The organism is Rhodanobacter sp. OR87, assembly GCF_000473345.1.
Lineage (GTDB): Bacteria > Pseudomonadota > Gammaproteobacteria > Xanthomonadales > Rhodanobacteraceae > Rhodanobacter > Rhodanobacter denitrificans.
The window spans coordinates 1-20,046 of record NZ_AXBJ01000002.1 but is presented as its reverse complement, the minus strand read 5'-3'; the positions used below and the strand labels follow the sequence as shown (position 1 = coordinate 20,046).

24 protein-coding genes are annotated in these 20,046 nt (G+C 64.9%); 16 read left to right on the top strand and 8 right to left on the bottom strand.

Annotation, left to right across the window (positions count from 1 at the left end; all coding sequences use genetic code 11):
* Nucleotide 1 precedes the first annotated feature (1 nt).
* A complete protein-coding gene (locus RHOOR87_RS0101845) occupies nt 2–1,357 on the top strand; it encodes an NAD(P)/FAD-dependent oxidoreductase (RefSeq protein ID WP_027484047.1) in 1,356 nt (451 codons plus the stop codon).
* A 152-nt stretch (nt 1,358–1,509) separates the two neighbouring features.
* On the opposite strand, the gene RHOOR87_RS0101840 is transcribed toward RHOOR87_RS0101845, so the two are convergent.
* From RHOOR87_RS0101840 to RHOOR87_RS0101810, 7 genes are all read right to left on the bottom strand, one after another.
* Nucleotides 1,510–2,370 (bottom strand): sterol desaturase family protein, encoded by an 861-nt coding sequence (locus tag RHOOR87_RS0101840; protein ID WP_007512434.1) that lies wholly within the window; start codon nt 2,368–2,370, stop codon nt 1,510–1,512.
* A 142-nt stretch (nt 2,371–2,512) separates the two neighbouring features.
* Nucleotides 2,513–2,770: a hypothetical protein gene (locus RHOOR87_RS0101835; RefSeq protein WP_027484046.1), complete on the bottom strand. Its 258-nt coding sequence runs from the start codon at nt 2,768–2,770 to the stop codon at nt 2,513–2,515.
* A gap of 237 nt (nt 2,771–3,007) precedes the next feature.
* Nucleotides 3,008–3,562, bottom strand: a complete 555-nt coding sequence (locus tag RHOOR87_RS0101830; RefSeq protein WP_027484045.1) for a peroxidase-related enzyme — start codon at nt 3,560–3,562, stop codon at nt 3,008–3,010.
* The gene (locus tag RHOOR87_RS0101825) at nt 3,563–4,321 is read right to left on the bottom strand and encodes a haloacid dehalogenase type II (protein ID WP_027484044.1); all 759 of its coding nucleotides are present in this window, start codon (nt 4,319–4,321) and stop codon (nt 3,563–3,565) included.
* A complete protein-coding gene (locus RHOOR87_RS0101820; protein ID WP_027484043.1) occupies nt 4,308–4,727 on the bottom strand; it encodes a hypothetical protein in 420 nt (139 codons plus the stop codon). Before RHOOR87_RS0101820 ends, RHOOR87_RS0101825 begins: the two co-directional genes overlap by 14 nt.
* Before the next feature lie 123 nt (nt 4,728–4,850).
* Nucleotides 4,851–5,171 carry an EthD family reductase gene (locus RHOOR87_RS0101815; RefSeq protein WP_007512443.1) on the bottom strand — a complete coding sequence of 107 codons (321 nt, stop codon included), beginning with the start codon at nt 5,169–5,171 and terminating at the stop codon, nt 4,851–4,853.
* Between the two features lie 115 nt (nt 5,172–5,286).
* Complete coding sequence (locus tag RHOOR87_RS0101810) at nt 5,287–5,844, bottom strand: carboxymuconolactone decarboxylase family protein (RefSeq protein WP_015449096.1); 558 nt, start codon at nt 5,842–5,844, stop codon at nt 5,287–5,289.
* 139 nt (nt 5,845–5,983) lie between these two features.
* On the opposite strand from RHOOR87_RS0101810, the gene RHOOR87_RS0101805 reads away from it, so the two are divergent.
* The 15 genes from RHOOR87_RS0101805 to RHOOR87_RS0101740 all read left to right on the top strand — a co-directional run bounded on the left by RHOOR87_RS0101805 (nt 5,984) and on the right by RHOOR87_RS0101740 (nt 19,742).
* Entirely contained in the window at nt 5,984–6,838 is an 855-nt protein-coding gene (locus tag RHOOR87_RS0101805; protein ID WP_027484042.1) for an AraC family transcriptional regulator, read from the top strand.
* A 184-nt stretch (nt 6,839–7,022) separates the two neighbouring features.
* Complete coding sequence (locus RHOOR87_RS18915; RefSeq protein ID WP_051357917.1) at nt 7,023–7,382, top strand: acyloxyacyl hydrolase; 360 nt, start codon at nt 7,023–7,025, stop codon at nt 7,380–7,382.
* Nucleotides 7,383–7,701: 319 nt separating this feature from the next.
* Entirely contained in the window at nt 7,702–7,983 is a 282-nt protein-coding gene (locus RHOOR87_RS0101795) for a DUF427 domain-containing protein (protein WP_015449099.1), read from the top strand.
* A 76-nt stretch (nt 7,984–8,059) separates the two neighbouring features.
* Complete coding sequence (locus RHOOR87_RS0101790) at nt 8,060–9,433, top strand: patatin-like phospholipase family protein (RefSeq protein WP_231378385.1); 1,374 nt, start codon at nt 8,060–8,062, stop codon at nt 9,431–9,433.
* A 342-nt stretch (nt 9,434–9,775) separates the two neighbouring features.
* Nucleotides 9,776–10,492, top strand: coding sequence for a hypothetical protein (locus RHOOR87_RS0101785; RefSeq protein ID WP_041677124.1), 717 nt, complete (start codon nt 9,776–9,778; stop codon nt 10,490–10,492).
* A gap of 260 nt (nt 10,493–10,752) precedes the next feature.
* Complete coding sequence (locus RHOOR87_RS0101780) at nt 10,753–11,049, top strand: DUF2282 domain-containing protein (protein ID WP_015449103.1); 297 nt, start codon at nt 10,753–10,755, stop codon at nt 11,047–11,049.
* Between the two features lie 8 nt (nt 11,050–11,057).
* A complete protein-coding gene (locus RHOOR87_RS0101775) occupies nt 11,058–11,924 on the top strand; it encodes a DUF692 domain-containing protein (RefSeq protein WP_027484041.1) in 867 nt (288 codons plus the stop codon).
* Nucleotides 11,899–12,684 carry a putative DNA-binding domain-containing protein gene (locus RHOOR87_RS0101770; protein WP_027484040.1) on the top strand — a complete coding sequence of 262 codons (786 nt, stop codon included), beginning with the start codon at nt 11,899–11,901 and terminating at the stop codon, nt 12,682–12,684. Before RHOOR87_RS0101775 ends, RHOOR87_RS0101770 begins: the two co-directional genes overlap by 26 nt.
* A complete protein-coding gene (locus RHOOR87_RS0101765) occupies nt 12,681–13,178 on the top strand; it encodes a DoxX family protein (RefSeq protein WP_027484039.1) in 498 nt (165 codons plus the stop codon). Before RHOOR87_RS0101770 ends, RHOOR87_RS0101765 begins: the two co-directional genes overlap by 4 nt.
* A gap of 142 nt (nt 13,179–13,320) precedes the next feature.
* Nucleotides 13,321–13,830: an RNA polymerase sigma factor gene (locus RHOOR87_RS0101760; protein WP_015449107.1), complete on the top strand. Its 510-nt coding sequence runs from the start codon at nt 13,321–13,323 to the stop codon at nt 13,828–13,830.
* Nucleotides 13,831–13,924: 94 nt separating this feature from the next.
* Nucleotides 13,925–16,066, top strand: a complete 2,142-nt coding sequence (locus RHOOR87_RS0101755; RefSeq protein ID WP_027484038.1) for a bifunctional TVP38/TMEM64 family protein/FAD-dependent oxidoreductase — start codon at nt 13,925–13,927, stop codon at nt 16,064–16,066.
* 272 nt (nt 16,067–16,338) lie between these two features.
* Complete coding sequence (gene arsS, locus RHOOR87_RS0101750; RefSeq protein ID WP_231381699.1) at nt 16,339–17,256, top strand: arsenosugar biosynthesis radical SAM (seleno)protein ArsS; 918 nt, start codon at nt 16,339–16,341, stop codon at nt 17,254–17,256.
* Nucleotides 17,253–18,323, top strand: a complete 1,071-nt coding sequence (locus tag RHOOR87_RS0101745) for a methyltransferase domain-containing protein (protein WP_043795258.1) — start codon at nt 17,253–17,255, stop codon at nt 18,321–18,323. Before arsS ends, RHOOR87_RS0101745 begins: the two co-directional genes overlap by 4 nt.
* A gap of 43 nt (nt 18,324–18,366) precedes the next feature.
* A complete protein-coding gene (locus tag RHOOR87_RS19690) occupies nt 18,367–19,053 on the top strand; it encodes a TIGR04283 family arsenosugar biosynthesis glycosyltransferase (RefSeq protein WP_231381698.1) in 687 nt (228 codons plus the stop codon).
* Nucleotides 19,023–19,742: a TIGR04282 family arsenosugar biosynthesis glycosyltransferase gene (locus RHOOR87_RS0101740; RefSeq protein WP_043795288.1), complete on the top strand. Its 720-nt coding sequence runs from the start codon at nt 19,023–19,025 to the stop codon at nt 19,740–19,742. Before RHOOR87_RS19690 ends, RHOOR87_RS0101740 begins: the two co-directional genes overlap by 31 nt.
* 41 nt (nt 19,743–19,783) lie before the next feature.
* Here RHOOR87_RS0101740 and RHOOR87_RS18910 read toward each other — a convergent pair.
* Nucleotides 19,784–20,046 (bottom strand): transposase (locus RHOOR87_RS18910; RefSeq protein WP_043795257.1); only part of this gene is annotated, 263 nt, incomplete at its 5' end.

The following is a 20,046-nucleotide window of genomic DNA, read 5'->3' as shown; positions in this document are numbered from 1 at the left end:
CGTGAGCCAACAAAACTACGACCTCGTCGTCATCGGCAGCGGCACCGCCGCCAACGTCATCGCCTTCAATTGCCGCAAAGCCGGCTGGTCGGTGGCGATCATCGATCACCGGCCGTTCGGCGGTACTTGCGCGCTGCGCGGTTGCGACCCGAAGAAAATGCTGATCGCCGCCACCGAAGTGATCGACGGCTTTACGCGCATGGGCGCCATCGGCACCGTGCAAGGCGAGTTGCACATCGACTGGGCTGCACTACAGCGGCACAAGCGTTCGTTCACCGATCCGGTGCCGGGTCATCGCGAACAGGCCTACGCCAAACAGGGCATTGATGCGTATCACGGCCGCGCCCGTTTCAGTGGACGCAACACCATCACAGTGGGCGATCGGACGCTCCATGCCAAGCACATCGCCATCGCTGCTGGCGCGGAACCGGTTTGGCTGCCGATCGAGGGCGCCGAGCACCTGGTCTTGAGCGATGACTTTCTGAATCTTGAATCGCTGCCCAGGCGCATCGTGCTGGTCGGCGGCGGCTACATCGGTTTCGAGTTTGCCCATATCGCCGCGCGCGCCGGCGCCGAAGTTTCGATCTTCAACCGGGGCGCGCAGCCGCTGGCCGGCTTCGATCCGGATCTGGTCGGCCTGCTGGTCGAACGCACCCGCGCGCTCGGCGTGGCGGTACATCTCGGCTATGAAGTGAAAGCGCTGTGCAAGCGCGGTGACGGTTTCGAAGTCGAGGCGCAAGGCCCGGACGGGCGTTTGGTCGTGGACGCCGACATGGTGATCCACAGTGGCGGGCGCGCGCCCGCACTGGAAGCACTGGATCTGGATGCGGCCGGTATCGCGCACGACCACGGCCGGCTGACGCTGGACAAGACCTTCCGCAGCACCTCCCATCCTGCGGTCTATGCCGCAGGCGATGCGTCCGGCGGGCCGTTGCCGCTGACCCCGGTGGCCGCACTGGAGGCCCACGCGGTGGTCGACAACCTCTTGCACGACAAGCACGTCACGGTCGACTACACCGGTATTCCCAGTGCCGTGTTCACCCTGCCGGTGCTGGCCCGCGTCGGTCTGCTCGAAGCCGAAGCCAGGGCGCAGGGTCTGCGCTTCAAGCTCAGCCACGCCAACGTGCCGGGCTGGTTCACTGCACGCCGTGTCAACGAATCATGCTACGGCTACAAGGTGTTGGTGGAGGAGGGCAGCGATCGTATCCTTGGCGCCCATCTGATCGGTCCGGAGGCGGCCGAGGTGATCAACCTGTTCGGTTTCGCCATGCGCAGCGGACTCGGCGCCGCCGCGATCCGCCGCGCCACCTTTGCCTACCCCACCGCAGCGTCGGATATTGAATCCATGCTGCCGTGACTCAGGAGCCTCAGCGCCGGTCACCGTCCAGTGATTCGAGAATCGGACAACCGTCTTCGCTGCCGGCGCACAGGTTCAACAGGGTAGAACCCGTATCTGGCGGACGCAATCAGATCTGCTGAGTCGGGTATGGAACGCCGTGCCGACGTCGACTACGGCTTATACATACCGTCGGTGCGCTCTGGCCGGGCATTGATCGGATAGCTATGCACCGGCCCGCGGAATGGCTGCCAAAGCATGCGGTCCAACCGCAACTCGCACGGGTCGCGGAATTGATTGATGCCTATCGTCATGCCGATCTGGCCGTCCTGCGGCTGGGCGCAATAGGTGCCGAAGAGGCGATCCCACCAGGGCAGGTTGAAGCCGAAGTTGGAGTTGGTCTCGTGCGGATGCCAGGAATGGTGCACGCGGTGCATGTCCGGCGTGACGAGAAGCCAGCGCAGCACGCCGTCCAGCCGCTGCGGCAGGCGAACGTTGCCGTGGTTGAACATGGAGGTGGCATTGAGCAGCACTTCAAATGCCAGCACGGCTACTGCCGGCGCGCCCAGCGCCGCGATCACGCCTAGCTTGATGACCAAGGAAAGCACGATCTCGAACGGGTGGAAACGTGCGCCGGTGGTCAGGTCGAATTCGAGGTCGGTGTGGTGCACCCGGTGCAGTCGCCACAAGAGCGGCACTGCGTGAAACATCACGTGCTGCAGATAGACGGCCAGATCCAGCAGCAGTACGGACGAGACCAGAGCCAGCCCGTCGGATACTCCGATCGCCTGAAGCAACCCTCCGCCATGGGCGGCGGCGAACAAGGCGACACCGACCGCCGCGGTGGGGAAAATCAGCCGCACGAACACGCTGTCGAGCACGACGATGCCCAGATTGCCGGGCCAGCGCTTCCATCGGCCGATGGCTTGGCGTCGCCTTGGCGCCAGCGCTTCCCACAGCGCCATCACGGCGAAGATGCCGAAAAAGGCGCCGAGCCGGATCGCGGGTTCGTGGATGAGCAGAAATCGGGTCATGGTGGGGAGCTCCGATCAGAAGGTCCGGCGAATCGGTTTCGCCCCGATTGGCCCCGGCGTCTCGCCTGCCGGCTGGGCAGGGTGGATGGCATGTGCCGTGCGGCCAGCCCCGTGCATGTGGATCCCGATTTTCGCGACGAGGTCACCCGGCATCGTCGGATTCTGATCCGACCTGTCGAGAGACCAGACCGAGGTTGGCCACGGTAAACGGAGTCAATACATTCATGGCGATCTTGATCGCCAGCGGCAGATCCCAAGGCCCGGCCAGCAGCTGCCCACCGACATTGAAAGCGCTCAGCCAGATCCCCACGAGCAGAGCCACCATGCAGGTTCGTTTCAGATGGGGCGGATGCCGCACGATTGCCCGGGTTCGGCGCAGGGTGACCATGATCCTGTTCATCCGGCGGTCCGGCACGGAACGATGCGCGATGGCACGACGTGGCCGAGCGGCCATGGCGGCGGCGGAACCGGAAGGCGGTCGGACATCATGCAGTATTCCTCCGGATCGACATGTCGTTGGCGGAACATTTTCCGTGTTCCGGGCCACAGCCGCCAGCTCGGGGCGGGGCGTGCCGATCGGGGAACGGTGCGCCCTGCGGGGCATCAGGGGTCCGTACGCCGGCGGCGGGCGATGCTCTCATCTGGCGTAACCTGCAACCTCTTGCGCGTCGGCTTCGACACCCAGCCCCAACGCGATCCGGTTGACGAAATTGAAATAGGCGGTGACCAGGTTGATACGCAGTATTTCCGCGTCGGTCAGACCTTCGGCGCGCAACGCGCCTACCTGTTCCTCGTCCATCGTCGAGGGAGAGACGGTGAGCCTGCGCGCGTAAAGCAGCATCGCGCGCAGCCGCGGCGCAGCGAGCCGATCCGGCGCGTCGCGCACCGTAGCCAGCATCCCTTCGTCCTTCTCGTAGCATCGAAGCGCCTCCAGATGGTGCGCCACGCAGTAGGCGCAGCCGTTGGCGGCCGAAACCGTGACCGCGATGGCCTCACGCTCGCGCCGGCTCAACGGACCGGCCGAGAACATCAGGTGCATGTAGAGATCGAGATGGTGCTGCAGCCCACCCGGGTCGAGGCTGTGCACGCCGAGGATACGTGCCACCTTGCCGCGCCGCGCCTTCACGGCATCATAGGTCTGCCGCAGCGGGCCTTGCGCTTCGCTGTCGGGGATTTCGCTGATCCAGCCCATTCAGGCGTCCTTTTGTCCGGTGTTGCGGATGGCATCGACGGCGGTCGAGGCCTCGATACGTGCCAATGCCTGACCAAGGCCGGACACCGCCGGCACATCCATCCAGGGGTATTCCCGCGGCAGTCCGGCGCGGTTGATCCAGAGTGCGCGCCATCCGCACGATGCGGCACCGGCCGCATCCCAGCCGTTGGACGAATGGAATGCGATGGATGACGGGACTGCCCCGAACGCCTTCGCGGCTGCGGCGTAGGCCCGCGCATCGGGCTTGAACATCTCCAGTGCATGCACCGAGTAAACGATGTCGACCAGATCATCGAGACCGGCCGCAGTCAGCGCCGTGTTCAGCATGGCCGTGGTGGCATTGGAAAATACCGCCACGGGCAACCCCAGGCGACGACAGGCGCCGAGCGCCTCGCGCACGTCCGGATAAGCATCCAGCTTCCGGTAGGCGTCGAGCAAAGCTTGCCGAACCACGCTGTCGCGGCGACCGAACGAGGCCAATGCATAGTCGAGCGCCTCCTCGGTGACCTGCCAGAAATCGGCGTACCGCCCCATCAGGCTACGCGTCCAGCTGTATTCAAGCTGCCTCTGTCGCCACAACGTTGATATGCGTTCGGCGTCCGGGCCAACGATCCCGGCCAGGCGGGCCATGGCCGAATGCACGTCGAACAGGGTTCCGTAGGCGTCGAAGACCGCGATGGCCGGAGGTGCCGTGTCCACCCTCTGTACGTCAGGAATATCGTGGTCATGGATGGGCATGGCGGGCACCGTCGACGGTAAACCCATCGCTGTCGCGCAGCAGGTACAGCGCCACGCACGCTGCCAGCATGGGCCACGCCGTGAAGAACAGCAGGTTGGCGCCTTCGTGGGGATGCAGGTACTGGTGCCACGACGACAGCGTGGAGCCCGCGTGCAAGAGCATTACGGCGCCATAGGAGAAACGGCGCAAAACCCCGATGACGAAGGCCAGCAGGAGCAACAGTTCAAGCGCACCCAGGATGGTGAACGCCGAGGCGCCTGGTCCCGCCATGGCGTAGAAGCGCTCGAATACACCGGCGGCGTGCTCGGGGCGGATGAACTTGTCCAGGGCCCACATCAGCATCACCAGGAACACTGTCAGCCGCAACCCAAGCAGCGACAAGCTCAGACGATTCGTGGAGTTCACGGAATGGCTCCTCGGCAGGTGGATGTATCGGTGGAGTGCGGCGGAGCACGGCTTCGTTGCCGGGCACCTCGAATAGCCGCTTTTTGCGCGTCATGCCTGGTTCCATCGGGTGGAACGGCCCTCCTAGCCCCGCTCCACCAGGACTTCGCTGATCTGGATCACCGGAGCAATATCGGTGAAGTTGCGCAGGTCTTCCAGGAGTTCGGCGGCGTGCGGCCCGAAGCCGTTCTGGAACGCCTCCACCGAGTCGCAGAAGATGTGGCTCATGCCGAGATAGGTCGGTGCCGTATCGGGCGATCCGCCGGCCAGCCCCTTGTCGATCGAGTAGTACCTGCAGCTCTCGCCCATGCGGCGCTTCACGAGGGGCATGTGTGTCTCGCGGTAGTACGCATGGTCGAACCTGGCTCCAGGGGCGTACGGGTACATCACGCTTGCTTTGATCATTCGTGCTTCCCAGGAAGGGCGGGCAGTGCGGCACGTGTGGATGGCACTGCCCTGATCGGAGTGGTGGCGATCGGGTTGACCGACCCGTCCACATAACGTCGTTCGGGTACCGCGCTTACGCTGGGCGATGCCAGGCTTCGCCGGAGAATTCCTTGTTGGTCAAGGTCCCGGTCAGGTGGTTGGCGTAGTTGCTCAGCGTCTTCATGCTGACGCCCAGCACGACTTCGAGCGCCTGCTGATGGGTGAACCCGGCCTTGAGAAAGGCTTCCAGCGGCGCCCCCGCGACCCAGCCGCGCTCCTTCACCATGCTGCGGGTGAACGAGGACAGCGCCTGCAGCCGCGCGTCCGGCACCGTGGTGCGGTTTCGCAACGCATCGACGACGTCATCGGGAGCCTTGGCCATCTTGCGCGCGATCATCGAGTGGGCGGCGACGCAGAATTCACAGCCGTTCTCCACGCTGGCGGTCAGCAGCACCACCTGGCGTTCCACCGGGTTGAATGACGTCTTGTCGAACTGCGAAGACAGGCCGAAATAGGCCTCCAGCGCCGCTGGCGCATTGGCGAGGTTGGCATACAGGTTGGGCACGAAGCCCATCTGCTTTTGCGCGCCCTGCAGCAGCGCGCGCGCCGCCCCGGGAGCCGTGTCGGGAGTTTGCAAGGTGAATTCGCTCATGGGTCATACTCCTTGGTGGTTGGATGTGCGGCCGATCGGATGTCGCGTCGGCCCCGGGCATACTTTGACAACCGGCCGAGGCGGCAGCCATGCCCGCAGCGCGCGCATGCTTGTCCCTGCGTCTTGATCTGGAGCTGCCGTGGACGAACTGAGCGAATTGATGCGCCATCTGCGTTTGCAGACACGCGTGTTTCATCGGACTGCCCATTGTGGGCAGTGGACCCTCGACGCTGAGTACGAGCGCAAGGCGATGTTCCATCTGGTGGCTGGTGGCTCCTGTGTGCTGCGCACGGACGATGGCACGGCCGACGTGGCGCTGCAGGCCGGCGACGCGGTGTTGTTCATCCGCCCGCAGGACCACTGCCTGATCGCTCCGCGTGACGCTGACGACACCGTCGCCACGCTGCTGTTGTGCGGTTACTTCGAGTTTGACTCGCCACTGGCCGAAGTGTTGCTGGCTTCATTGCCGGCGCAGATGCTGCTTCGACACCACCCGACGCCGGAGGATATGGCGTCCGGAGCGCCGGCGGCGCTGCTGCAGTTGATCATCGCCGAGGCCGAGCAGAACGGCCCCGGCGCCATGCTGCTGATGGACAAGCTGTCCGATGCGCTGTTCATGTACGCACTGCGACAGTGCGTGGCCTCGGGCACCGTGGAACGGGGGTTGTTGAGCGCGATGTCCGATCCTTGCCTGGGTGCGTCGCTGCTGGCCGTGCATCATGATCCGCAGCACCCCTGGACGGTTGCTGCCCTCGCCGACACCGCACATCTGTCGCGGGCCGCGTTCGCGCGACGGTTTGTCCAGGCGGTCGGGGTCACCCCCATGGACTACGTCACCGGCCTGCGCATGCAGCAGGCACAGTCGGCGCTGGCCGAGCGTGGCGTCAGCGTGGCCGAGGCGGCGGTGATCGCCGGCTATGCGACGGAGGCCGCGTTCAGTCGCGCCTTCAAGCGCATCCACGGGCGTTCGCCGGGCGCCTCGCGGTCGTCGTGAGACGCCAATGAATCCGATGGGCGGTTTGCCTGCTCTATGCGGGTGAGGGCGTTGCACAGCGGCAGAGGGAGTTCACCGCCATCCCCCGTGCTCACGGGCAGTGAATTCCGAGCCTACCGGACCCGCCGTGCACGCCCTCGCCCATCGTGGGTCGTCTGATCGTGCTGGCAGGGCCGGATGCTCGATGCACGATGGACTGGGTGCCACGCGCTCATGGAAAGGCCTCGAAGTGCAGCCCGACATGGGGCTCTCCTACGTGGCGGCCCGCCGGTACCAAGGGGGAGATTTCGACCGCAGTGTCTGGGTTGCTGCGGCAGGCATTCGTCTGCCGGAGCTCTGGCACCACATGTTTTTCAGCTTTCAGCTGGGGGCAGCGACGCCACGGACGAAAGCCTTGAGCAGCACTCAGCAATTTGTGAGCTCGTTGGGCTGGTCCCGGCACGGCTTCGCCATCCTGATAAGGCATGTCTCCAACGGCGGCACGCGGAAGCCGAATCTCGGCGAGACGATGCTGCTGGTCGGCGTGGACATGAAGACGCCGTGACGAAACGCATGAACCGTCGCGGCGTCGATACGTGAAGATTCTTCGTGATCTGTCCGCCGTGGTGAATCCTTTTGCTTGCCCGTTGCCTCTACGAAGCAGGCTTCGCCTGGCGGTCGGGTGGCGAGGGCCATCCTTCGGATTACTCGCCTGCCGGCCGGTATGCTGCCGGCGCAGGAATCTTCCGATCTGATTTTGAGGGTGGTTGCGTTCGTCGGAAGTACGGGTGCGCCTGGCGTTGCCGGGAAGGATCAAGGTGCATATGCCATCCAGCAGTGGACCGTGGGCGCCGAATGGTGCGCCGTCAACGAGGAGAAGCGTCATGCGTGCAGTGTGGAAAAACACCGTCATTGCAGAAAGCGCCCATACGATCGTGGTCGAGGGCAACCACTACTTCCCGCGCGAATCGCTCAAGCGGGAGAACTTTCGCGAAAGCGACCACCATTCGGTGTGCCACTGGAAAGGCACGGCCAGTTACCTGGATGTCATCGTCGAGGGTGACATCAACTCCGACGCGGCCTGGTACTACCCGGCCCCGAAACCGGCGGCTGCCGAAATCCGCGGTCACGTCGCGTTCTGGCGAGGGGTCAAGGTGCAGTCCTGAAAGGGGACATGCGCAAGGGGGCATCATGGCGGATTCAGGTGAAGGGCCTGCCACGAGGGACGCGACGCATGACTTGTTGCGCGGCCTGTCCAGACTCTTGTTGCTCGGCTTGCTCCTGGCCGGGCCGACGGGTTGCGCGACGCGCACGTGGAATACCCGGATCAAGCCGGTCGGAGTGGAGGATCGCTACGAGTTCGGGACGCGCTTTCCGCACGCCATCCGCGATACCTTCGTCGTACTCGCCTTTTCCGGCGGCGGTACCCGTGCGGCCGCCTTCAGCTATGGCGTGCTGGAAAAATTGCGCGATACCGAGGTGATGGCAGGAGGGCAGCGGACGCCCCTGCTGAATCTGGTGGACGTGATCACGTCGGTTTCCGGCGGGAGCTATACGGCGGCTTACTACGGACTGTTCGGCGACCGCATCTTCCGCGACTTCCGGTTCCGGTTTCTGTACCGCGACTGGCAGGGCGAGCTGCTGGGCCTGCTGTGGCGCCCCGATCACCTGCTATCGATCGCCGGTCGCCATTACAGTCGCAGCGACCTGGTGGCCGCCTACCTCGATCGCACTTTGCTCGAAGGGAAGACCTTCGCCGATATGTCGCCGGCCGGATTGCCGATGATCATCCTCAACGCGAGCGACCTGAACAACGCCACGACGTTTTCCTTCATCCAGCAGCAGTTCGATTTCCTGTGCTCGGATCTGTCCACCTATCCGGTGGCCAACGCGGTGATGGCGTCGGCCGCCGTACCGGGGCTGTTTGCGCCGATCGCCCTGCGCAATTACCCCGATTGCCCGCAACGCCACCAGTCGTGGGTGACCCAGTCACTGGCGCATGACGACATGCTGGACCGTCGCTATGCCGTAGCCCGCGCGCTTTTGCGCTACGGCGATCCGCAGCAGATGCCGATCCTGCGCCTCGCCGATGGCGGCGTGACCGACAACCTCGGCGTGCGTGGTTCGATGATGAGCCCTGTCGCGCAATATGGTGATGTGCCGAACATGGCGGGTGCGTTCACGCCGGAACAACTTCGCCGCGTGCGACACGTCCTGGTCATCGTCGCCAACGCGCAGGTCTACGCGCCCTATGCGTGGTCAGTGGAGGGTCGCGCACCGGGTCTGATCAATACGATGCGTGCCTCATTCGATGCGTCACTGGGCATTCTCAACACCGAAACCGTCTCCCTCGCCAAGAATGGCTTCCTGATGTGGGCCCGGCACGTCAGTGCCACGCGCCCACCGGGCGAACCCGGGGTCAAGGTCGATTTCGCCGTACTGACGTTCAACCAGATCGCCGACCCCGCCGAGCGGCAGCGCTTCAATGCGATGCCGACTGCCTTTCATCTGCGCTCCACCCAGGTTGATGCCCTGCGCGCCCTGGCGGGGCAGTTGCTCGGAGAGTCACCGGAGTTCCAGTCGTTCCTGCGGGATATGCGGCGCGACGAGCATTGACGTTCGTTCGAGGTTTGAATCTTTTCGTCGCAAGGCCGCCTCTCTCCTTCGAGACCCAAAAGTCTCTGCCTTGTTCCGATACCTCAACCTGGAGATTCCTATGAAAAATTCCTTGAAGCTGGCTTCGCTGGCCGCCTTGACCGCCGCCATCGTCGCCCTTCCTGTTGCGGCGACCAGCATGGGCGGCGCCCAGGAAACCTGCCATCCCGCGTCTGGCATGGCCGCGTGCGGCGCGAAGTGCGCAGGCAAGTGTGCTCCGAACAAGCACCACGCCTTGAAGAAGCATGCCTCCATGCACGCGAAGTGCGGTGCCCAAAAGTGTGCACCGAAATGTGCACCGAAATGTGCACCGAAGTGTGCGGCCCAGCACTGATGGCCTCCGCGCCTGGCCGGCGATCGCCGAACCCGGCCGCGCGCCGGACAGGGCTCGCCGGCCGGCGCTTGCTCGACACGTACGCGGTACTCGCGACTCGCGGCGAACACCTGCTGCACGATCTGCTCGGGGGCCAGGTGCCTCGCCAGTGGCAGCATTATCCCGAGGACGATTCGATCGACCCGGACGGCGGCTACCAGTGGTTCTACCACTCGCATTCGCCGGAGGATCGGCCGGAGGCTGCCGAGCACGGCCATTTCCACCTTTTTGCCCGCCGCCCACTCTGGTCCCGGCGCATGCAGTCAAAGGCGGAGCGGGCCTTTGCGGCCTTGACAGGCAACCCCGGCAGGCAGGTCGCCACGCGGCACCTGCTGGCCGTCGGGATGGATGCCAAGGGGCTTCCGGTCAGCCTGTTCACGGTCAATAGCTGGGTCACCGGCGACCTGATGCTCAGCGCCTCCGGCACCGCGCGGATCCTCGCCGACATGCACCTGCGCACCGGCCATGATGCGATCGACACCGTGCTGGAGTGCGTCGTCGCGCTCTGCATGGACGAGATCCGCATGCTCCTCGGCGCGCGTGACACGATGCTGTCCGCCTGGAAAGGGCGCGCGGTACTCGAGGATACCCGGCTGGAAATCCTCTCTCACCAGGCCATCGCGCTTGACGCGAAGCTCAACGCGTAGCGCCGTCGGACCGAGGCGACGAGGGGCGGGTCGCCGCGGGCGGCGGAATCGCTTCGATCGTTTGCGGCGTCCGCGGGGACCGTCGCGATGGGCCCCCATGGGTCGACTTGCGGCTCCCGCAAAGTGCGCGGCATTCGAACCGATGCATCCGATTCGCGAGTGCACGGCGAACCGGGTTCCGGGCGAATGAATCCTTTCGCCTGATCAGGTGCTCTATGGGTTGCCGGAAAGATCCGGTTCACTCTACGGAGATGCGCATCATGAACAGCCAGAACCTGCTGAAAACGGCCCTGGTCGGCGCCCTGACGCTCGGCGTCGCCGCGATGGCCACTGCTGCGCCGGCACCTGCCGGTGCCGGCGGCGCGAAAGCCGGCGACATGGGCATGACCAAGTGCTACGGCATCAATGCGGCCCACAAGAACGACTGCAAGTCGCCGGGGCATTCCTGCGCCGGCCAGGACAGCAAGGCGCGCGACCCGAACGCGTTCGTCGCGGTGCCGGCCGGTCTGTGCGAGAAGATCGACGGCGGCTCGACCAGTCCGGCCGACAAGGGCTGAGCAACGCGATGAACCCTGTGCTGCCCTTCGTGCAGCGACCGGTCCCGGCGGCTGCCGGGATCGGGTTGCGCGCCCCGCACATTGAACGCGTGCTGGCCGAGCGGCCGCCCGTACCCTGGTTCGAGGTGCACAGCGAGAACTATTTCGGCGCAGGTGGCGCCATGCACGCCGCGTTGGAGCGCATTCGTGCCGACTATCCGCTGAGCCTGCACGGCGTCGGCTTGTCATTGGGCTCGGCCGATGCCCTCGACCAGGCGCATCTCGCCACCTTGCGCAGACTGGTTGATCGCTACGAACCGGCGCTGGTTTCCGACCATATTTGCTGGGGGGCGTTCGGCGGCGCGCACATGAACGAATTGCTGCCATTGCCCTTCACCGAGGAAGCGCTGGCGCTGATGGTTTCGCGGGTGTCGCAGGTGCAGGAGGCGCTGGGGCGCGAGTTCCTGGTAGAGAACGTGTCGAGCTATCTGGGCTTTCGCGACGCGGACATGCCGGAGTCCGCGTTTGTGGCGGAATTGGTTCGTCGCAGCGGTTGCGGGCTGCTGCTGGACGTGAACAACATCTACGTCAACAGTATCAACCACGGGTTCGACCCGCACGACTACCTGCGTGCGATGCCGCATGCATCAGTGCGCGAAATGCACCTGGCCGGTTTCATCCGGAAGGGACATCTGCCCGTTCCTTTGCTGATCGACAGCCATAGCCGGCCGGTGGCCGACGAAGTCTGGGCCCTTTACGGCGAGGCGCTGGAGCTGTGCGGTGCGCAGCCTACGTTGATCGAATGGGATCAGGACATTCCCGAGCTGGAAGTTCTGCTGGCCGAAGCCGGCCGGGCCGAGGAGAGGCTGCATGCCTGCCGCACCGCGATTGCATGAGCTGCAGCGAGGTTTCGTCGACGCCCTGCTGGGGCGAGGCGACGCTGCGGCAGCGTGGGTCGATGGTGGCGGACTCGAGCCTTCGGCGCGATTGCGTATCTACCGGCACGCGGTGGCCGGAACCCTGACGGCGGCCTTGCGCGACAGTTATCCCACCGTGCTGGCCCTGGTCGGCGAGGCGTTTTTCGAGGCCATGGCAGAGCGCTATCGACTGCAGCACCCTTCGACCTGCGGCAACCTGCAGCAGTTCGGCGGTTCGCTGGCCGGGTTCATCGCCACCATGCCGGAGGTGCGGGCGCTGGGCTATCTGGCGGATGTGGCGCGCCTGGACTGGTTGCGCCAGGTCGCTGCCCTGGCACCCGATGCCGTGCCCGTCAGTGCTGCCATGAGTGCCGACGCGGCCGCGGTGGCGCCGGACCGGCTGCGCGTCCGCCTGCATCCGAGCCTGCAGAGGCTGCGCAGCGATCACGCCGTATTGACGATCTGGCACTGGTGCCGGATGCCGGATGGACCAGCACTGAAACTCGAGGGCAACGGCGAACATGTGCTGCTGTGGCGCGACGGCGGCGACGTGGCGATGACGACCGTCGATCCGGCCACCTTCCGCTGCATCGAGGCGTTGGCCGATGGGCGTGATATGGCGTCGGCTTGTCGGGTGGCATCCGGGGTGGACGACGACTTCGACCTGGAACCCTGCCTGCGGGATCTGCTTGCGCAGGGGTTGATCGTGGCATTTATCGACGAGGAGAGCGGGACATGAACAAGTTTCTTGCCTGGACAGGGGATCACTATGGGCGACTCGTCCACGTGTTTTCGGGGCTGGGGCCGCTGGCCCTGCTGTTGTTCCGGGTCTGGGTGGCGTTGGCGTTCTGGCGGGCCGGTGTGGTGAAGTTCGAAGATCCCTCCGGCACGTCCTACCTGTTCAACAACGAGTATCACGTGCCGCTGCTGTCCGGCGACGCTGCAGCATTCCTCGGCACCTGGATCGAGTTGATCCTGCCCTGGTTCCTCCTGTTGGGGCTGGGCGGGCGACTCACCGCCGCGTTCTTGTTCATCTACAACATCATGGCGGTGACTTCCTATCCCGATCTGTGGCCGCACGGTTTCTGGACCGGGCTGATGGGTAGCGATTTCAACGACCACAAGATATGGGCCCTGATGCTGCTGGCCCTCGTGGCATGGGGGCCGGGTACCCTGTCGTTCGACCGGTGGCTGGTGAGGTTCTGGCCCATCGGTCGCCGCCCGGCCCTTTAGGCCAGGCCCGGATGTGTTTCACCGCGGCGTGGCGGCTCGACGCCGATTTTGAATCCTTTCGGGTATTGGTTCCCTCTAATAGGGTGAATGTGGTAGGACCATTCCTGCACCACATCATCGAGCTGCCATCGCGAGGTGCCCCATGCAACATGACCCCATACTGCTGGAATCCGCACGTCAGGGCGACCTCGCTGCCGTGGAGAAGCTGTTGACTTTGTGCCGTCCCGGCCTGCGCCGTATCGCCCAGTCGCAATGCGCGAGCAGCGTGGATCCGGACGATGCGGTGCAGGAATCACTGCTGTTGATCTACCGACGCATTGGCGCGTTGCGCACGATCGCTGCGTTCCCGGCGTGGACGTTTTCGATCGTACGACGGGAATGCCAGCGGTTGCTGCGTTCGATGCGCGGGCAGGTCGAACTGCCGGAGTCGGATCACCCCATTTTCACTTACACCGACCGCTTCGATCTGCGCCGCGATCTGGCGGCCGCCATCCAGTCGTTGCCGGACAAGTATCGCGAGGCGATCATCCTGCGCGATTTCGAGGAATTTTCGATTAGCGAGATCGCCGACCGGCTGCTGCTGACGCGCCAGGCAGTGAAGAGCCGCATTCACCGCGGTCGCCAGATGGTCCAGGAGTATCTGAAGGATTGAGTTGCCCTGCGTCGGCCCCAGCGCATGGCGGAGAGCTCCATGAGCGTCGGTCGGTCGTGTTGACGCCATTCGGTTTCCCTCGGTCATTCGACGCATGAAGAACAAGACCACGCTCATCCGGTCACTGATTTTCGTCGGGCTGCTTGGCGTGGTGGCCGCGTTCTTCGTGCTGGGCCTGCAGCATCAGTTCAGTCTGGAGGCGTTGAAGGTCCGGCAGCACGCGCTGGATGGCTATCGCCAGGCCCATCCGGTATCCCTCGCGGCGGCCTTCTTTCTTGTGTACGTGGCGTTTGCGGCCTTTTCGCTCCCCGCCGCGACGTTGCTGACGCTCGCGGGCGGCGCCTTGTTTGGGCTGCTGGAGGGCACGTTGCTCGTATCTTTTGCCTCCAGCATCGGAGCGACACTGGCGTTCCTGGCCAGCCGCCTCGTGTTCCGCGACGCCGTGCAGCGGCACTTCGGCAAACGCCTGCACGCGATCAACGAAGGCATCCGGCGCGAAGGCGGGTTGTACCTGTTCACGCTGCGGCTGGTTCCGGCGATTCCCTTCTTCGCGGTCAACCTGCTGATGGGGCTGACCATGCTGCCAACGCGCACGTTCTACCTGGTCAGCCAGGTCGGCATGCTGGCGGCGACGGTGGTCTTCGTCAATGCGGGTACGCAGTTGGCCGCGCTGCAATCCATGTCGGGTGTCCTGTCGCCCCGGATGCTCGGATCGCTTGCGCTGCTTGGTGTATTTCCGCTGCTGTCACGATGGATCGTCGCCCGCATGAAAGCCCGCCTGGCCTATGGGCGCTGGCCGAAACCGAAGCGATTCGACCGCAACCTGGTAGTGATCGGCGCGGGTTCGGCGGGGCTGGTCAGTGCTTACGTTGCCGCGACGGTACGCGCGAAGGTCACGCTGGTCGAAAAGCAGGCGATGGGGGGCGATTGCCTCAACACCGGCTGCGTGCCGTCCAAAGCGCTGATCCATGCCGCCCGGATGGCGGCGCAGGCACGTGATGCCGCGCGGGCCGGTGTGGAGACGGGCCAGGTGCGGATCGATTTCCGGGCGGTCATGGAGCGCGTGCGGAAGGCGGTGGCCACGGTGGCGCCGCACGATTCGATCGAGCGGTACCGTGCACTGGGTGTCGACGTGCGGCGCGGCCACGCGCGCATCGTGTCGCCCTGGGTGGTGGAAATCGACGGCGAGCCGATCAGCACGCGCGCCATCGTGATCGCTTCCGGTGCCGAGCCGCTGGTGCCTCCGATTCCAGGCCTGGCCGCTTCGGGCTACCTGACCTCGGAGACGCTGTGGCAGTTGCGTGAACTGCCCCGGCATCTGCTGGTACTCGGTGGCGGGCCCATCGGTTGCGAGCTGGCACAGGCCTTTGCGCGGCTGGGTTCGGCCGTGATCCAGGTCGAGGCCTTCGACCGTCTGCTGCTGCGCGAAGACGACGAAGTCTCCGCCTTCGTGCAGGCCCGACTGAACGCCGATGGGGTGGACGTGCGCATCGGCCACAAGGCGGTAGCCGTCGAGCCCCTCGACGAGGGGCATGTGCTGGTGTGTGAGGCCGGAGGCCAGCGCGTACAACTGTATTTCGACACGTTGCTGGTGGCGGTGGGTCGCAAGCCACGCACGGCTGGCCTCGGCCTGGAGGCACTGGGCATCGCTGCCGCGCCCACGGTGCCGACCGACGCGTATCTGGCCACGCTGTATCCCAACATCCATGCCTGCGGCGATGTCGCCGGCCCGTACCAGTTCACGCACACCGCCGCACATCAGGCCTGGTATGCCACCGTCAACGCGCTATTTGGCCAGTTTCGCCGCTTCCGCGCCGACTACTCGGTCATTCCGGCCGTCACCTTCGTCGATCCCGAGGTGGCGCGCGTCGGCATCAACGAGCGCGAGGCGCGGGAACAGGCGATCGCTTACGAAGTCACCCGCTACGAACTGGACGAGCTGGATCGCGCCATTACCGAGGATCAGGCGCAGGGTTTCGTGAAAATCCTGACCCTGCCAGGCAAGGACCGCATCCTCGGCGCGACCATCGTCGGCCAGCATGCCGGCGAGATGCTGGCCGAGTTCGTGCTGGCCATGCGCCACGGGCTCGGCCTGAACAAGATTCTGGGCACCATCCACGCCTATCCGACCTGGGCGGAGGCGAACAAGTACGTCGCCGGCAACTGGAAGAAGGCGCATGCACCCGAGCGGGTACTGGGCTGGCTGGCGCGCTATCACGCCTGGCGGCTGAAGTGAGCCTGCAGTGATGTATCGAAGGGTCCACCTCCACATGTTCGCCGTTCCGATGCTGCCTGGCGTAGTGGTGGTGAGTGAGCCGAGGCCACCGAGCGCGGCGACATCGTTGCTCCTGCGTCTTGTGGCGTCGTCGACGGGACTCGTGCAGGACACCATCGACCCGGATCGTTGGCGATTGGCCCAGGCATAACCAGTGAGGCATATCTAACGTGAACGCTGTTCTTTCTTTGTCACTGCCGTCGTTTTCCCGCACCCTGCGGGAGCATGGGCTGGTGTTGCCGCGCCTGCCGCTGGAAATCCTGCAGGTCAACGTCGGCAAGCTGTGCGACCTGGCCTGTCAGCACTGCCACGTCGAGGCAGGCCCAAAACGCACTGAAATCATGCAGGCAGCAACCGTTGATCGCATCCTCGAACTGCTGGCTCATGCGCCCGCGGTGCACACGCTGGATCTGACTGGCGGCGCACCCGAGCTCAACCCGCATTTCCGCACCCTGGTGCGCGAGGCGCGCGCGCTGGGCAGGACCGTGATCGACCGTTGCAACCTGACCGTGCTGTTTCGCCCGGGACAGGAGGACACCGCGGAATTCCTGGCCGCGCAGGGCGTCAAGGTGGTCGCTTCGCTGCCGTGCTACAGCAAGGCCAACGTTGAAAGGCAGCGCGGCCAGCATGTGTTCGATCCCAGCCTGCGCGCCCTGCGTCAGCTCAATGCGCTCGGCTACGGCCACGCCGGCTCCGGGCTGGAACTGGGTCTGGTCTACAACCCGTTGGGCGCCAGCTTGCCCCCGGCGCAAGCGGCGCTGGAGACGACCTACCGGCGCGAGCTGGCCGAGCACTTCGGCATCGTGTTCAACCGCCTGTTCACCATCACCAATATGCCGATCAAGCGTTTCCTGCATCTGCTGGAACGCGAGGGCCGTTACGAAACCTACATGCATACCCTGCTCGATGCGTTCAACCCCCAGGCCGCGCTGGGCGTGATGTGCCGCAACCTGCTGTCGGTGAGCTGGGACGGCCTGCTGTACGACTGCGATTTCAACCAGGCGCTGGACCTGCCGCAGGGTGGCCGGCGGCGCAGCATCTGGGACATCGCGGGGCTGGCGGACATGGAACGCGAGCCGATCGCTTTCGCCAATCATTGTTATGGCTGCACCGCCGGTGCGGGCAGCTCCTGTGGAGGATCGTTGACATGAACATGGACCTGGAACACGAAATCGGCGGCGCTGCCGAAGAACAGCAATCGGCGGTGCGCAGCTATTACGGCGAAACCCTGCAGTCCAGCAACGACTTGCGCACCACGGCGTGCTGCAGCATCGATGCGATACCCGTACACCTGCGCGCGATCCTGGCCCAGTTGCACCCGGAAGTGCGCGACCGTTTCTACGGTTGCGGCTCGCCNCTGCCGCCGGCGCTGGACGGCATGACGGTGCTGGATCTGGGCTGCGGCAGTGGCCGCGATGCCTACCTGATGTCGAAGCTTGTCGGCGAGCGGGGTCATGTCATCGGCGTCGACATGACGGCGCAGCAGCTGGCCGTCGCCGAGCGGCATCGCGACTTTCACGCACAGGCCTTTGGACATGCCCGTTCCAATGTCACGTTTCATCTGGGCGATCTGGCCGACCTCGCGGCAATCGGCGTTGCTGATGCGTCGGTCGATGTGGTGGTATCCAATTGCGTGCTGAACCTGGTGCCGGACAAGCGCCGCGCATTTGCCGAGATCCTGCGTGTGCTCAAACCCGGCGGCGAGCTGTATTTCTCCGACGTCTACAGCGACCGCCGGCTGCCGCGCGAGCTGCTGGCCGATCCGGTATTGCTCGGTGAATGCCTGGCCGGCGCGCTGTACGTGGAGGATTTTCGCCGCCTGCTGGGCGAACTCGGCGTGGCCGACGCACGGGTGTGCGCGCGCGGCCCGATCGCACTGACCGACGAGGCGATCGAGCAAAAGATCGGTTTTGCCCATTTCGAGTCGATCACCTGGCGCGCTTTCAAGCTGCCGCTGGAGGATCGCTGCGAGGACTACGGCCAGTCTGCGACCTACCTCGGCACAATACCGGCGCATCCGCACCGGTTCGTGCTGGACGACCATCACCTTTTCGAGAACGGCAAGCCGTTGCGGGTCTGCGGCAACAGTGCCGACATGCTGGCCGGCAGTCGTTACGCGGCGCATTTCCTTTTCCACGGCGACAGGCAGCGGCACTTTGGCCTGTTCGATTGCGCCCCGGCCGCAGCGGCGACGACCACATCGGCAAGCTGCTGCTGAGATGCTCATGGACAGTTGTCATCCCGCTGCCCCGCACGCGTCGATGCGCTCTCTGTCGGTTATCGTGCCGTTGGCACCCGGGGAAACCGAATGGCATGGGTTGCTGCAACAGCTGACCTCGCTGCCGGTGGACAGCGAAGTGATTGTGGTGCGTGCCGATGATGAATCGTGGCCGGCCCCGGCAGCGTGGCCGATGCACCTGCGCTATCGGGAGTGCCACTGTAAGCCGGGGCGTGCCCGGCAACAGAACCTCGGTGCCCGGCTCGCCACTGGCCACTGGCTGTGGTTCCTGCATGCCGATTCGCGTCTGCGGGAAGACAGCCTGCGTGAACTGCAACGGTTTCTGGCGGAAGGGGGCGATGCGCTGGGATGGTTCAAGCTCGCGTTTCGCCGCGATGGACCTCGCTGGACCGCGCTGAACGCAGCAGGCGCCAATTTGCGCGCCCGCTGGCTGGGGCTACCGTTTGGTGATCAGGGGTTTGTGTTGCCCAGGCACTGTTTCGAGACCTTGCACGGCTTTGATGAACAGGCACGTTACGGCGAAGATCACCTGCTGGTATGGGCCGCGCGCCATGCCGGACTGCCACTTCGCTGCCTCCCTGCGTCGCTGGAAACCAGTGCGCGCAAATATGCGCAGCACGGTTGGCTAACCACCACACTCAGGCATTGGTGGTTGACCGTGGCGCAAGCATGGCCGGCATGGCGCGCGACGCACGGGGCAAGGACATGACGGCGGCACTGGCCATCTTCGTCAAGACGCCGGGGTTGTCGCCGGTGAAGACACGGCTGGCGGTTACGCTGGGTACGGATGACGCCACCCGCTTTTATCGGCTTGCCGCCGCAGCCACGGCCGCCGTGGCGCAAAGCTGCCAGCCGCCACTCACACCGTATTGGGCGATTGCCGAGGCCGGCCCGGTGGCCTCGGCCGCATGGCATGACTTTGCGCAGCTGGAGCAGGGTGAAGGCGATCTTGGTGAACGGCTGGCTCGCATCTACGCCGCACTGCAGGCACGTCATGGCCGGGTGTTGCTGATCGGCGCCGATGCCCCTCAGCTGACGCCAGCCATGCTGCTGGCCGCATTGGCAGCGCTGCACGACACGGACAAGCCTTTCGTGCTCGGCGAAGCCAGCGATGGCGGCTTCTGGTTGTTCGGCGGTCGGGTGCCCATTCCAAGTGCCGTCTGGCTCGGTGTGCGCTATTCACAACCCGATACCGCCATGCAGTTGCGCAGCGCCTTGGCGGCGTACGGTCATCTTGCCACTTTGCCCATGCTCACGGATGCCGACAGCGCAGCGGATTTGCCTGTGCTCATCCAGGCACTGGCGTCATTGCCCAACATCATGCCGGCGCAGCGCACGCTGTACGACTGGCTACTCGCCGTCACCGATCACGCCTTGTTGGAAAGAACCTCGGCATGACTCTAGTTCTGTTCATCTCCGTACCTGATTAGCGACGACGCTCAGCCATGAAAATTGTCGACGGCGCGCAATTTCGTCTCTGGCCAAGGCTTGCACAGGGTCATGGCGCGCGCCAGTCGCGGCAGCAGCTCGGCAAGTCGGAAACGGCGGTTGAAGCGGTAGGCGGCTTCGGCCAGATAGCGCCGCGCGTACTTGGCCTGGCGCATGGCGTGGTAGCAACCGCTGATCGCTCGTTTGACGTTGCCGAGCACCACGTTCACCCAGCGCGCTCCCTTGACCTCGGTCGCGGCGCGACCGCCCCCTG

What these genes read in the sequence shown, in the direction of transcription:
- RHOOR87_RS0101840 (WP_007512434.1), bottom strand. Translation starts at nt 2,370, where the DNA reads ATGACCCGATTTCTGCTCATCCACGAACCCGCGATCCGGCTCGGCGCC.
- RHOOR87_RS0101835 (WP_027484046.1), bottom strand. Translation starts at nt 2,770, where the DNA reads ATGAACAGGATCATGGTCACCCTGCGCCGAACCCGGGCAATCGTGCGG.
- RHOOR87_RS0101830 (WP_027484045.1), bottom strand. Translation starts at nt 3,562, where the DNA reads ATGGGCTGGATCAGCGAAATCCCCGACAGCGAAGCGCAAGGCCCGCTG.
- RHOOR87_RS0101825 (WP_027484044.1), bottom strand. Translation starts at nt 4,321, where the DNA reads ATGCCCATCCATGACCACGATATTCCTGACGTACAGAGGGTGGACACG.
- RHOOR87_RS0101815 (WP_007512443.1), bottom strand. Translation starts at nt 5,171, where the DNA reads ATGATCAAAGCAAGCGTGATGTACCCGTACGCCCCTGGAGCCAGGTTC.
- RHOOR87_RS0101810 (WP_015449096.1), bottom strand. Translation starts at nt 5,844, where the DNA reads ATGAGCGAATTCACCTTGCAAACTCCCGACACGGCTCCCGGGGCGGCG.
- RHOOR87_RS18915 (WP_051357917.1), top strand. Translation starts at nt 7,023, where the DNA reads ATGCACGATGGACTGGGTGCCACGCGCTCATGGAAAGGCCTCGAAGTG.
- RHOOR87_RS0101795 (WP_015449099.1), top strand. Translation starts at nt 7,702, where the DNA reads ATGCGTGCAGTGTGGAAAAACACCGTCATTGCAGAAAGCGCCCATACG.
- RHOOR87_RS0101785 (WP_041677124.1), top strand. Translation starts at nt 9,776, where the DNA reads ATGTGCACCGAAGTGTGCGGCCCAGCACTGATGGCCTCCGCGCCTGGC.
- RHOOR87_RS0101780 (WP_015449103.1), top strand. Translation starts at nt 10,753, where the DNA reads ATGAACAGCCAGAACCTGCTGAAAACGGCCCTGGTCGGCGCCCTGACG.
- RHOOR87_RS0101775 (WP_027484041.1), top strand. Translation starts at nt 11,058, where the DNA reads ATGAACCCTGTGCTGCCCTTCGTGCAGCGACCGGTCCCGGCGGCTGCC.
- RHOOR87_RS0101770 (WP_027484040.1), top strand. Translation starts at nt 11,899, where the DNA reads ATGCCTGCCGCACCGCGATTGCATGAGCTGCAGCGAGGTTTCGTCGAC.
- RHOOR87_RS0101765 (WP_027484039.1), top strand. Translation starts at nt 12,681, where the DNA reads ATGAACAAGTTTCTTGCCTGGACAGGGGATCACTATGGGCGACTCGTC.
- RHOOR87_RS0101760 (WP_015449107.1), top strand. Translation starts at nt 13,321, where the DNA reads ATGCAACATGACCCCATACTGCTGGAATCCGCACGTCAGGGCGACCTC.
- RHOOR87_RS0101755 (WP_027484038.1), top strand. Translation starts at nt 13,925, where the DNA reads ATGAAGAACAAGACCACGCTCATCCGGTCACTGATTTTCGTCGGGCTG.
- RHOOR87_RS19690 (WP_231381698.1), top strand. Translation starts at nt 18,367, where the DNA reads ATGCGCTCTCTGTCGGTTATCGTGCCGTTGGCACCCGGGGAAACCGAA.
- RHOOR87_RS0101740 (WP_043795288.1), top strand. Translation starts at nt 19,023, where the DNA reads ATGGCGCGCGACGCACGGGGCAAGGACATGACGGCGGCACTGGCCATC.